The sequence below is a fragment of the Dermatobacter hominis genome, assembly GCF_020715685.1.
Classification (GTDB): Bacteria; Actinomycetota; Acidimicrobiia; order Acidimicrobiales; family Microtrichaceae; genus Dermatobacter; species Dermatobacter hominis.
In genome coordinates this window covers 3,231,634-3,243,540 of sequence record NZ_CP085840.1, presented here as the reverse complement: position 1 = coordinate 3,243,540, position 11,907 = coordinate 3,231,634, and the positions used below count along the sequence as shown (strand labels likewise).

Here is an 11,907-nt window from a genome sequence, read left to right as displayed (position 1 = left end):
CATGGCGACGGCAGCCGCCCCTCCCTCCGTCCGGTCCGCCCTGCAGCGCCTGTCTGCGGTGCTCACGTGGCCGGCCCCCGCCGGCTCCTACCGGCGTCTGGTCGACCCGCTCGCGGCCGGCACCGGCGTCCGCGCCGAGGTCGAGGCCGTCGTGCCCGAGTCGCCCAGGGCCGCCACCGTCGTGCTCCGGCCCGGGCCCGGCTGGCAGCCGCACCGGCCCGGTCAGTGGGTGTCGGTCGGCGTCGACGTCGACGGCGTCCGCCACCACCGCTGCTACTCGATCACGTCGCCGCCCACCCTCGCCACGCTGCCCGGCCGGGCCGGCGACCGCATCACGATCACGGTCCAGGCGGTCCCCGACGGCGTCGTCTCCAACCACCTCGTCCGCGTCGCCCGCCCGGGCGACGTCGTGCACCTCGACGGGCCCGACGGCGACTTCACGCTCGCCGACCCGCCGGCGGCCACCGGCCCCCGCCGCATGCTCATGGTCACCGGCGGCAGCGGCCTCACGCCCGTGATCGGGATGGTCCGGGCGATGGACGCCGGCGTGGAGCGCGACGGCACCCTCGACGACGTCGTCCTGGTCCACCACGCCCCGACGCCCGAGGAGTCGCTCTTCACCGACGAGCTGCACGCCATCGGGCGCCGCCGGCCGGGGCTGCGGCTCCACCTCGTGACCACCGGGACCGGGGCACCGCCGCCCGAGCTCGAGATCACCGCCGCCCGACTCGACGAGCTGTGCCCCGACTGGCGCGAGCGCGAGGCGTGGGCCTGCGGGCCCCGACCGCTCGTCGACGCCGTCACGTCGGTGTGGGACGAGCACACCGCCACGACGCCCGACGCCCTCCCGCTGCACGTCGAGCGGTTCACGCCCAGCGTGGCCCCGGCCGGTGGCGCGGTCGAGGGCACGCTGACGTTCGGCCGGTCCGGCGCGAGCGTCGCGTCCGACGGCACCCGCACCGTGCTCGACCTGGCCGAGGAGGCCGGGCTCGACCCGATCAGCGGGTGCCGCATGGGCGTCTGCCGCCGCTGCGTCGTCCCCCTGCGCTCGGGCACCGTCGTCGACATGCGCGACGGGCGCACCGAGTGCGAACCGGGCACCCACGTCCAGATCTGCGTCGCCGCACCCGTCGGCGACGCCGAGATCGACATCTGACCCCCACCCCGAGGAGGCACCCATGGTCGCCGTCATGCGCACCGAAGTGGACGGTCCCGAGGACCGGCCCGCCACCGATCTCCTGACCGAGGCGGGTCCGGCCGCGTCCGCCGACGCCGTCGCCGCGCCCGATCCGGCACACCCCGGGCCGTCCGGCCTGACCGCCGAGGAGATCGCGGCCTTCGGCGAGGAGATGGACCGCCTGCGCCAGGAGATCCTCGCCTCGCGCGGCGCCGACGACGCCGCCTACGTCCACCGCATCATCCGGCTGCAGCGGCGACTCGAGGCCGCCGGTCGCCTGGCGCTGTTCGCCGGCATCCTCCCGCCGGCCTGGATCGCCGGGACGACCATGCTCGCCACGGCCAAGATCCTCGAGAACATGGAGCTCGGCCACAACGTCATGCACGGCCAGTGGGACTGGATGCGCGACCCCGAGATCCACTCGACGACCTGGGAGTGGGACAACACCTGCCCGTCCGAGCAGTGGAAGCACACCCACAACCAGATCCACCACGTCTGGACCAACGTGCTCCACAAGGACCGTGACGTCGGCTACGGCCTGCTGCGCATCACGCCCGACCAGAAGTGGCACCCGGTGTACCTGGCCCAGCCCGTGTACGCCGCGGTGCTCGCCTGCCTGTTCCAGTGGGGGGTCGCGCTCCACGACGTCGAGGTCGAGCGGCTGCTCAACGGCCGCGCCGACCCCGAGGTCTCACGTGCCCGCCTCGACGAGGTCGCCGAGAAGGCGCGCAAGCAGGTGCTCAAGGACTACGTCGCCTACCCGCTCCTGGCCGGGCCGTTCTTCCTGCCGGTGCTGGCCGGCAACATGACCGCCAACCTGGTCCGCAACGTCTGGGCGTTCACGGTCATCTTCTGCGGACACTTCCCGGGGCCGGTGCCCACGTTCACCGTCGACGACGTCGTCGCCGAGGACCGCAACGGCTGGTACGTCCGCCAGGTGATCGGCTCCGCCAACATCTCGGGTGGCCGGCTCATGCACCTCATGACCGGCAACCTCAGCCACCAGATCGAGCACCACCTGTTCCCCGACCTCCCGAGCAACCGCTACGCGGAGATCGCCCCGAAGGTGCGCGACGCCTGCGAGCGGTTCGGGCTGCCGTACGTGACCGGCTCGCTCCCCCGACAGTTCGGCTCGGTGGTGAAGCGGATCGTCCGCATGGCCCTGCCCTGACCCGACCCCGCATGGGGCCGGTCCCCGGCCCCGGAAGTAGCGTGTCGCGCCATGGCGATGGAGGTCGTGGACGTCGAGGCGATGCACCGGTACGAGCTGCTCGAGGACGGTGAGCTGCTCGGCTACGTGACGTACACGGACCGCCCGGTCGAGGACGGCGACGCGGATCCGCCGGCGCTGCTCCGGGACCTCCAGCACACGGTGATCGAGCGCGACCACCGGGGCCGTGGGCTCGGGTCGGTGCTCGTGCCCGCCGTGCTCGAGGACATCCGCTCCCGCAGCGGCAAGCTGATCCCGACGTGCCCGTTCGTCCGGTCCTGGCTCGACGAGCACCCGGACGACCGGGACCTGATCGCGTGACCGGCCCGACCACCGACCACCACCAGCAGGTCGTCCTCGCGATCGACCTGGGCACCGGCGGGCCGAAGACCTCGTACGTGTCGCTCGCCGGCGAGGTGCTCGACCACGACCACCGCCGCGTGACCATCCGGACCGGCCCCGACGGGAGCGCCGTCGAGGACGCGACCGAGTGGTGGGACGCGGTCGTGGCCTCCGCGCAGCTGCTGTCGGAGCGCGGCACGGCCCGAGCCGACCAGATCGTCGCCGTCGCGTGCACCGGCCAGTGGGGGTCCACCGTGCCGGTCGGCGCGGACGGCCAGCCGGTCGGCGACTGCATCCTCTGGCTCGACCAGCGGGCCCGGAAGCTCGCGGCGCGCCAGCTGGGCGGCACGCTCGCGGTCGAGGGCTACCGCCCCCGCGTCGTCGTCGAGTTCATCCGCCGGACCGGCGGCGCGCCCAGCCCCCTCGGCAACGACCCGATGGGCCAGCGGCTGTGGATCCGCCACGAGCAGCCCGACGTGTACGCCCGGACCGCCCACTTCATGGAGCCGGTCGACTTCCTCAACCTGCGTCTCACCGGCGAGGTGGCCGCGAGCCAGGCGTCGATGCTGGCCAGCTTCCTCACCGACAACCGCGTGCTCGACGCGGTGTCCTACGACCCGCTGCTCGCCCGGTACGCGGGCACCGACATCGACCGGCTGCCGCCGCTGCGCCCCATCCGCTCGGTCGTCGGCGGGGTGCTCCCCGACGTCGCCGACGAGCTCGGCATCCCGGCCGGGACGCCGGTCGTCACCGGGCTCCCCGACCTGCACGCCGCGACGCTCGGATCGGGTGCGGTCACCGACTTCCACGGCCACCTGTCGATCAGCACCTCGGCCTGGGTCGGGTGCCACACGCACACCAAGCGCACGTCGCTGATGAACCAGATGGCGACGTTCCCCGCCGCCCTCGAGGGCCAGTACGTGCTGGTCAACAACCACGACTGCGGCGGCGCCAGCATGGAGTGGCTGCTCGACATGGTGGTGGCGCCCGACGACGGCCTGACGCCCGGGGCGACGCCGACCCTCAAGGACCTCGACGACCTGGCGTCGAAGGTGGCGCCCGGCGCCGACGGCGTCATGTTCGCCCCGTGGCTGAAGGGGATGCGCTCCCCGAACGCCGACACCGCGGTCCGCGCCGCCTTCCTCAACATCGGCATCGACGCCGGGCGGCCGCAGATGGTCCGGGCCGTGCTCGAGGGCGTGGCCCACCAGATCCGCTGGCTGCTCGAGGTGTCGGAGCAGGTGCTGAAGCACCCGATCGTCGACCTGCGCGGCATCGGCGGGGGCGCCCAGTCCGACGTGTGGTGCCAGATCCACGCCGACGTCATCGGGCGGCCGGTGCACCGCGTCGCCCAGCCGCTGGTCGCCAACGTGCGGGGCGCGGCGCTGTTCGCGGGGCTCGTCACCGGGCGCCTCGACGTCCGCGACGTCGCCGCGTGCGCCACGGTCGACCGGGTGTTCCGGCCCGATCCCGACGCCGCCGCCCTCTACCAGGACCGCCACCAGGAGTTCGTCGGCCTGCACAAGGAGCTCAAGGGCGTGGCCCACCGGCTCCACCGCATCACGGCCCGCTCCTGAACCCGCCCGATCCGCCCACCCCGCCCGCTCTGTTCCACCATTTCGACGTTCCAGCGTCGAAATGGTGGAACAGAGCCGGCGAGGGGGGGGGTGCTCAGCCGCCGGGCGGGACGGTCTCGGCCTCGACCCGCTGGACGAGCTCCTCGACCACGCAGCGCTCGAGGAACCAGCGGGCCACCTCGTCGAGGCGATCGCGGTGCTCCGGGAGCGACGGCGAGACCTTCACCGCCGAGATGCCGAGCGGCGCGTCGGTGGCGACGCCCGCGTCCATCGCGTCGTCGGCGACGTCGAGGTCGCAGGCCTTCACGAGCTCGACGATGTCGCGGGGGTGGAGCGTGGTGGCGAACCAGCGCTGGGCCGGCGACCCGTCCGACGGCCACAGCTCGTACATACCGCCGCCGAGGTCGCGCAGCGACCCGCCGAGCTCCACACGGCGCACGGCCCGGAAGCAGTCGGCGCCGCCCGGCGCCGCGCCGGCGAGGAGCGCCTGGCGCAGCTCGCAGGGCGAGAGGTCGTGGGTGGGGTGGCGGCCGACCACGAGCTCGCCGCGGTCGGTCACGAGCCGGAGCTCGGCGCCCGGCACCGTGTGGGCGAGCACGATCGCCTCACGCAGCACGGATCGCGCCACGTGTCGTGGGCGCGACGGCCACCGCGGATTCCGTACCCCCGGACCGTCGACCGCCGCGTCCCCCGGGTCCCGTGCGTTAGGCATGCCGAACAACATAGAGACGGCACGATGATGTCGCAAGGGGCTCTCTCGGTCGCCCGCCCCGTCCCCGGTAGCGTCGGCCCGATGTTGAGCGAGCTGGCCCACGCCGTCCGCAGCGGCACCGTGACCCCCCTCGAGCTGGTCGACGAGGCGATCCGGCGGATCGAGGCCGGCGACGGCGACATCGGCGCGGTCGTCCGCCTCGAGGCCGAATCGGCCCGCCGGGCCGCGGCGGACCACGACGGCGCCGGCGCGCTGGCCGGCCTGCCGGTGCTGGTCAAGGACATGGCGCGCTGCGAGGGTTCCGTGACGACGTTCGGCACCACCATCCACGCCGACGCCCCGCCCGACGACGTCGACGACGCCGTCGTGGCGCGACTGCGGGAAGCGGGGGCGATCGTCGTCGGCCGGACGAACTCGCCCGCCTTCGGCCACGCGCCCTTCACGACCAACCTCGTCTTCGGCGCCACCCGCAACCCGTGGAACACCGAGCTCTCGCCCGGCGGCTCGAGCGGGGGGTCCGCCGCCGCGCTGGCCGCCGGGTTCGTGCCGATCGCGACGACCTCGGACGGCGGTGGCAGCGTGCGCATCCCGGCCTCGCTGTGCGGGCTGGTGGGCCTCAAGCCGACGACCGGCTCGTTCGGGCGCAACGTGCTGCCCCGCTGGATCGAGCTGTCCACGCAGGGCGTCACGGGCCACACGGTCGCCGACGTCACGTACCAGGCCGAGGTCGTCGCCGGACCGGCGCCAGGCGACTGGCTGTCGGCCCCGACCGCGCCGGGGCAGTTCACCCCGACGCGCCCGGCGCGCGTGCTCGCCTGCCGGACCTTCCGTGCCGACGTCGACCCGGTCATCGAGGCGGCCTTCGAGGCGTCGCTCGACGCCCTGGCCGCATCGGGCCTCGTGGTCGAGCGCATCGAGGCGCCGTGCGACGGCCAGAGCCTGATCGACTGGTTCTTCATCTCGTCGTGCGAGCTCGCGCACAGCCTCGCCGACGAGCGCGACCGGTGGGACGCCTTCGACGACTCGCTGCACGAGATCCTGCGGTTCGGCATCACCGTCACGACCGAGGACTACCTGGCCGCCACCCGGCGTCGGCACGCGCTGGGCGCCCGCATCGACGACGCGATCGGAGCCGAGGGCGTGCTGGCGGTGCCCACGCTGAACGTGCAGGGCTGGGGCCCCGAGGGGCCGACGCCGTCGGAGGCCGGGTCGGTCGAGGGCGACCCGACGATCGGGGTGAACACCCCCGACCTCAACCTCACGGGGCACCCCGCTGTCAGCGTGCCGATGGGCGTCGGCGACCTCGGCCTGCCGATGGGCCTGCAGCTCGTCGCACCGCGCTGGGCCGACGGGCTGGCGCTCGGCGTGGCCGAGGTGCTCGAGCAGGCCCGGCCGTGGCCGCTGCTCGCGCCCGGCTACGAGCCGTTCCCGATCCCCTGACCGGGAACGGCGCAGCCGCGTCGGTCAGAAGCCGTTCTTGTGGACGCGCTCGACGTCGATGAACAGGATGACGCGCACGTCGGTCGGGCCCATGCCGTAGGGGCCGCCGGTGTACTTCTCGGACAGGGCGTTGATGCTGTCGGCCGCAGGCGGCCCGTCCTGGGTGCGGGCGACGACGCCGCGGGCCTCGACGTAGCGGTACGGGTTGTCCGACTCGAAGACCGTGACCGCCACCCTGGGGTCGGCCTGGACGTTGCGGAACTTCTGCCGATCGACCGTGGTGTTGATGATCAGCTGGTCGTCGTCCGCACCGACCCACATGATCTGGGTCTGCGGCTGGCCGTCGGGCATCAGCGTGGTCAGCGCGGCGAAGTTCTTGCCCTGGGCGAGCGCCTTGAGGTCGGCGTCGAGCGGCATGGTCGTGTCCTCCATCGGGGGTGGGTGGCTCGTCGATCGAGCCGGTGGTGGGTCGGTCGGCCCATCGGGGGGCGCGCGGACCAGGTGGGGTCAACCACCCGGCCCAGTCGTTGTTCCCGCCGCTGAGCAATCGGGATCATCGCGCTCAACATCTGTGCGGCCGCCACCGAACACGAGGACCCAGCGGAAGGACCCCCCATGCACCGACCTCCGGCCGTCCGGGCCCTCCCGGCGGTCCTGCTCGTCGCGGCCGTCGTGCCGCTCGCGGCCTGCTCACCGGCGACCAGCCGGTTCGTGCCCCGCGGCCCCGCGAGCACCGAGCAGGGCGGGTATCGCCTGACCGGCTGGGCGCCGTCGAGCGCCTACGTCGTGCGCATCCACCCGTCGGCGGCGGCCCTGACCCCCGACGTCGTCAGCGCCGCGGCCGAGGTCACCCGGTTGTCGGGGATCGCCATCACCGTCGGACCGGCCGCGACCGGGATCGAGCCGGACCTCGCCGGCACGACGCCCGAGATCACGATCGTCCTGGGCTCCTACTGCCCGCCGCCGGCCGTCGGCTGCGCCGAGCTCTGGGGGCAGGTCGCCCTGACCTGGGCCGATGCGCACGTCATCCGCGACGTCCGCATCTCGGTGGTGCCCGAGCTCCTCGGCGACGCCGTGCACCGGCGGCCGATCCTCCTGCACGAGCTGGGGCACGCCGTCGGCCTGGACCACCAGGACGAGCCGTACCTCGGCCGCCGCCAGGTGATGAGCCCCGCCGTCGACGCCTCGATGGTGCGGTACCGCGAGGGCGACGAGGCCGGCCTCGCCGCGGTCGGCGCCGAGGCACGCGACGCGTCGGCGTCGGTCGTCGACGCTGCGAGCGGTCCACGGCTCCCTGCGCCGACGGCCACGATCGGCTGACCGACCCGCCGGCTCAGGGCTGCGGGCAGCCCGACAGGCCCCGCTCGCCGGCGTCGTCGAGGTCGACCGTCGCAACGGTCCTGGCGAGGCTCACGGCTCGACCGCACACCCGAACCGGGCGGCCCGGGCCACCAGCGCTCGTCGCTCGGCGGGGTTCTGCGTGAGGTCGATCGCTCGGCGGTACGCATCGGTGGCCCCGTCGACGTCGCCGGCGCGGGCGAGCAGCTCGGCGCGGGTGGCGTGCAGCGGTTGGTACCGGTCGAGTCGGGCGTCGCCGTCCAGGGTGGCGAGCAGCCCGAGCCCGACGTGGGGGCCGTCGGCCATCGCGAGGGCGGCGGCGCGGTTGAGCGTGACGACCGGCGACGGGGCGAGCCGCTCGAGCTCGCCGTACAGGGCGGCGATCTGCGGCCAGTCGGTGGCGTCCCAGGACGGCGCCTCGGCGTGGAGCGCCGCGATCGCGCCCTGGACCTGGAACGGCCCGGGGGTGCCGCGCCCGAGCGCGTGGTCGAGCACGGCGGTGCCCTCGACGACGGCGTCGCGGTCCCAGACCGAGCGGTCCTGGTCCTCGAGGCTGATCGGCGTGCCGTCGGCGTCCGTGCGGGCGGGCCGGCGGGCGTCGGTGAGCAGCAGGAGGGCGAGCAGGCCGTGGGCCTCGGCCTCGGGCAGCAGCTCGACGACCAGGCGGGTCAGGCGGATGGCCTCGTCGCAGAGGTCGGCCCGCACGAGGTCGTCGCCCGTGGTGGCGACGTGGCCCTCGGTGTAGACGAGGTGCAGCACGTGGAGCGCACCGCCGAGCCGCTCGGGCAGCTCGTCGTCGGCGGGCACGCGGTACGGGATGCCGGCCGCCTTCACCTTGCGCTTCGCCCGCACCAGGCGCTGGTACATCGTCGACTCGGTGGTCAGGAACGCGCGGGCGATCTCCGGCACCTCGAGGCCGCCGACGGCGCGGAGCGTGAGCGCCACCCGGGCATCGAGGGCGAGCGCCGGGTGGCAGCAGGTGAAGAGCAGGCGGAGGCGATCGTCGGCCACGCCGCTGCGGTCGTGGCCGTGGTCTCCCGCGGTCGGGGTGTCGTCGTCGCGCACGAGGGCTTCCAGCTCGAGGGCGGCCTGGGTGGCGGCGCGGGTCCGGCCGCGGCGGAGCGCGTCGATCGCCCGTCGTCGGGCGACGGTCGTCAACCACCCGCCCGGGCGGGCCGGGACGCCGCTCGCCGGCCACTCCGCCGCCGCGGCGGCGAACGCCTCGGCGACGGCGTCCTCGGCGAGCCCGATGTCGCCCCCCACCTGACCGGCGAGCGTCGCGAGGAGCGCGGTCCACTCCTCGCGGTACGCCCGCTCGATGGCCAGCTGGGCTGCGCCGCCGCCACCAGGGTCCGGCAACGGCTCAGGCGTCCTGCTCGTGGCTCGACAGCGGCCGCACCTCGACGGATCCGTACGTGGCGTTCGGCATCCGCTTCGCCCAGCCGAGGGCGGCGTCGAGGTCGGCGACGTCGATGATGATGTAGCTGAAGAACGACTCCTTCGTCTCGGCGAAGGGGCCGTCGGTCACCAGCAACTCCTCGTCGCGGATGCGGACCGTGGTGGCGGTCGCCTCGGTGTCGAGCCCGTGGGCGGCGACCAGGGCGCCGGCGCCGCCGAGCTCGCCCATCAGCTCACCCCACTTCGCCATCTCGGCGTCGAACTCGGGGGTGCCCTCGGCCGGGCCGGTGCCGGGGGTCTGTCGGAGCAGGAGCATGTACTTCATCTGGGGCCTCCTCAGGCGCTTCTCGGGCACGGCGTGGTCGCCGTACGTGATGACGTCGTGCGACCTCGCGGGATTCGACAGCGCTCGACGAGGATCTCCGCGGAACCGTCGTCACGACCCGCTGCTCGGCACCCGCACGGGCGATCCGGCGCGGGTCCCCGAGGACGGACCACCTCCGTGCACCTGGCGCCCACGGCAGGATTCGAACCTGCGACGCACGGTTTAGGAAACCGACGCTCTATCCCCTGAGCTACGTGGGCAGGTCGCCACGGCGGCCGTGGCGAGCGCTCGATCGTAACCGAGCCGTCCCGGGTGGCCTCCCGAGCCCCGAAGGCCGTTCGGCAAGTCCTCAAGTCGCGGACCCTCCGACCGACCCAGAAGGTGCACCGGTGCGCGCCCGAGCGCGCCGAGGAGAGGGAGGCCTCCCGACGATGTCCAGCACCGACCAGCCCAGCTCCGCGTCGAGCGGTCCGCGGATCACGCCCACGCGGGGCGGCGTCGCCCTCGCGCTCGTCGGTGCGGTGCTGCTCGGCATCGGCATCTTCGCCAGCACCGGCGCCTCGCCCGAGCCGGTGTGCCCGGCCGGCACCAAGCTGGTCGCGAAGTTCAGCTACCAGACGAAGGGCAAGGACAAGGGCAAGTACACCTTCGTCGAGCCCAACGGGAACGCGAAGGTCGTGTCGCTCTCAAAGACCTCCGCCAACGGCGGCGAGTTCTCCTCCAGCCAGCCGATCGCCGCCGTGGTCGTGAAGGCCGGCCCCGGGTCCAAGGACTCGTGGATCACGCCCAGCTCGCTCACGGGCACCTTCGGCGTCGACGGCATCCCCGAGGTCGGGGGTGCCGCGCCCGAGATCAGCACCGTCCAGTTCTGCGTCGCCGCCGCAGTGAACCCAGCAACGGCGGCGAACGGCTTCAACGCGGTGACCAAGGGCGATGCGTCCCTCGCCGCCAACGAGTCCGAGGGGCCCGTCGCCGTCGGCGGCAACCTCACCTTCGACCAGTACCAGGTGGCGATCCACTCGGCCGGCACCTACAAGATCGACCCGGCCGACCAGCAGCCGACGTCGCTGCTCGTCCGCGGCAAGGCCGAGATCAGGTCGTCGAAGGGCCAGATCAGCGTGGACAAGGGCTGGGTCTCGGTCGGCAACCCCGCCGGCGTCGAGGCCAAGCGCCAGAACCCCAACCAGATCGTGATCAACGCCAGGAACGCGAAGGTGGACGCCACCCCGCGGATCTTCGGCCAGAACAGCTCCCAGTCGGTGCAGAGCGCGACCCGGGCCAGCACCTTCGACTTCGAGGCTGCGTTCAAGGGCTGGGGCGAGCTGTCCGCCGGCCTCGCCTACTGCCAGCCCACCGTGAAGCTCGCCGGCGCCAACGGACCCGACGCGCCGTGGACCGGCGGCGACGCCTACATCTACCCGTCGGGCTCCGGCCAGATGGTCCTCAAGCTGACCGCCGCCGACCTGTCGAAGCTCTCGAGCATCACGTTCCGCGACGGCGCCGCTCCGTCGAAGGACCGGCCGCTCATCATCAACGTGGCGGGCGTTCCCGCGAACTGGAACCCGCCGAAGCTCACCGGCGACTCCAACACCCATGCCCGCTACACCCTCTGGAACTTCGGCCTCGCCAGCACGGTCAAGGTCACCGGCGGCAACGAGCTGGCGGGCACGGTGCTCGTCCCCTTCGGCACCTTCGACCAGGAGGGCGGCGGCAACCTCGTCGGCGCCGTCTACGCCGCGTCGTTCATCCACAACGGCGGGGCCGAGCTGCACGACGACCCGTTCAGCACCAACGTGACGCCGTGCAGCTGCACGCCACCGACCACCACGACCTCGACGACGACGTCGACCACCTATCCGACGACCACCACGACGGTCCCGACGACGACGTCGACGACCTACCCGACCACGACGTCGACGACGACCACGACGGCGCCCACGACCACGACGACCGGGCCGACCACGACCCTGGACCCGACGACCACGACGTCCGAGTCGACGACCACGACGGAGTCCACGACCACCACGACGACGACCACGACCACGACGACGACCACCACCGTCCCGACGACGACCGAGGCCCCGACGACCACGGAGGCGCCGACGACGACCATCGAGCCGACGACGACCGTGTCGCCCACGACGTCGACGGTGCCGGACGGGTCGACGACGACCACGGCCGACGTGGCCGGGACGACCGTCGTGGCCACGTCGATCACGCCCGACGACGAAGAGCGGGTCGCGAGCGCCACGGCCTCCCGATCCGACGGCGCACTGGCGTTCACCGGCGGCAGCTCGCTCCCGTTGATCGTCATCGGTGCGCTCCTGCTGCTCGGCGGCCTCACGATGGTGATCGTGTCCCGCCAGCGAGCCCACGCCCGGAGCTGAG

Annotated in this window: 11 protein-coding genes and 1 tRNA gene; 7 read left to right on the top strand and 5 right to left on the bottom strand. The window is 73.5% G+C overall.

Features of this window, described 5'->3' with window-relative positions; genetic code table 11:
• Position 1 precedes the first annotated feature (1 nt).
• From LH044_RS15310 to LH044_RS15295, 4 genes are all read left to right on the top strand, one after another.
• A complete protein-coding gene (locus tag LH044_RS15310) occupies positions 2-1,156 on the top strand; it encodes a ferredoxin reductase (protein WP_227756453.1) in 1,155 nt (384 codons plus the stop codon).
• Between the two features lie 193 nt (positions 1,157-1,349).
• Positions 1,350-2,348 (top strand): fatty acid desaturase family protein, encoded by a 999-nt coding sequence (locus tag LH044_RS15305; RefSeq protein ID WP_374210631.1) that lies wholly within the window; start codon positions 1,350-1,352, stop codon positions 2,346-2,348.
• A 51-nt stretch (positions 2,349-2,399) separates the two neighbouring features.
• Positions 2,400-2,708: a GNAT family N-acetyltransferase gene (locus tag LH044_RS15300; RefSeq protein WP_227756451.1), complete on the top strand. Its 309-nt coding sequence runs from the start codon at positions 2,400-2,402 to the stop codon at positions 2,706-2,708.
• Positions 2,705-4,306 (top strand): xylulokinase, encoded by a 1,602-nt coding sequence (locus LH044_RS15295; RefSeq protein WP_227756450.1) that lies wholly within the window; start codon positions 2,705-2,707, stop codon positions 4,304-4,306. The genes LH044_RS15300 and LH044_RS15295 overlap by 4 nt, the downstream gene beginning before the upstream one ends.
• Before the next feature lie 94 nt (positions 4,307-4,400).
• Here LH044_RS15295 and LH044_RS15290 read toward each other — a convergent pair whose 3' ends face one another.
• Entirely contained in the window at positions 4,401-4,934 is a 534-nt protein-coding gene (locus LH044_RS15290) for a hypothetical protein (protein ID WP_227756449.1), read from the bottom strand.
• Between the two features lie 165 nt (positions 4,935-5,099).
• On the opposite strand from LH044_RS15290, the gene LH044_RS15285 reads away from it, so the two are divergent.
• Entirely contained in the window at positions 5,100-6,458 is a 1,359-nt protein-coding gene (locus tag LH044_RS15285; protein ID WP_227756448.1) for an amidase, read from the top strand.
• 24 nt (positions 6,459-6,482) lie between these two features.
• On the opposite strand, the gene LH044_RS15280 is transcribed toward LH044_RS15285, so the two are convergent.
• Positions 6,483-6,890 carry a PPOX class F420-dependent oxidoreductase gene (locus tag LH044_RS15280; protein ID WP_227756447.1) on the bottom strand — a complete coding sequence of 136 codons (408 nt, stop codon included), beginning with the start codon at positions 6,888-6,890 and terminating at the stop codon, positions 6,483-6,485.
• A 183-nt stretch (positions 6,891-7,073) separates the two neighbouring features.
• Between LH044_RS15280 and LH044_RS15275 the strand changes: the two genes are divergently transcribed.
• Positions 7,074-7,778: a zinc metalloprotease gene (locus LH044_RS15275; RefSeq protein ID WP_227756446.1), complete on the top strand. Its 705-nt coding sequence runs from the start codon at positions 7,074-7,076 to the stop codon at positions 7,776-7,778.
• Between the two features lie 90 nt (positions 7,779-7,868).
• Here LH044_RS15275 and LH044_RS15270 read toward each other — a convergent pair whose 3' ends face one another.
• The 3 genes from LH044_RS15270 to LH044_RS15260 all read right to left on the bottom strand — a co-directional run bounded on the left by LH044_RS15270 (position 7,869) and on the right by LH044_RS15260 (position 9,779).
• Entirely contained in the window at positions 7,869-9,155 is a 1,287-nt protein-coding gene (locus tag LH044_RS15270; protein ID WP_227756445.1) for an RNA polymerase sigma factor, read from the bottom strand.
• A 4-nt stretch (positions 9,156-9,159) separates the two neighbouring features.
• Positions 9,160-9,519 carry a YciI family protein gene (locus LH044_RS15265; protein WP_227756444.1) on the bottom strand — a complete coding sequence of 120 codons (360 nt, stop codon included), beginning with the start codon at positions 9,517-9,519 and terminating at the stop codon, positions 9,160-9,162.
• 184 nt (positions 9,520-9,703) lie between these two features.
• Positions 9,704-9,779 (bottom strand) — tRNA-Arg (locus LH044_RS15260).
• Between the two features lie 171 nt (positions 9,780-9,950).
• Here LH044_RS15260 and LH044_RS15255 point away from each other — a divergent pair.
• Complete coding sequence (locus LH044_RS15255) at positions 9,951-11,906, top strand: collagen-binding domain-containing protein (protein ID WP_227756443.1); 1,956 nt, start codon at positions 9,951-9,953, stop codon at positions 11,904-11,906.
• Position 11,907 lies beyond the last annotated feature (1 nt).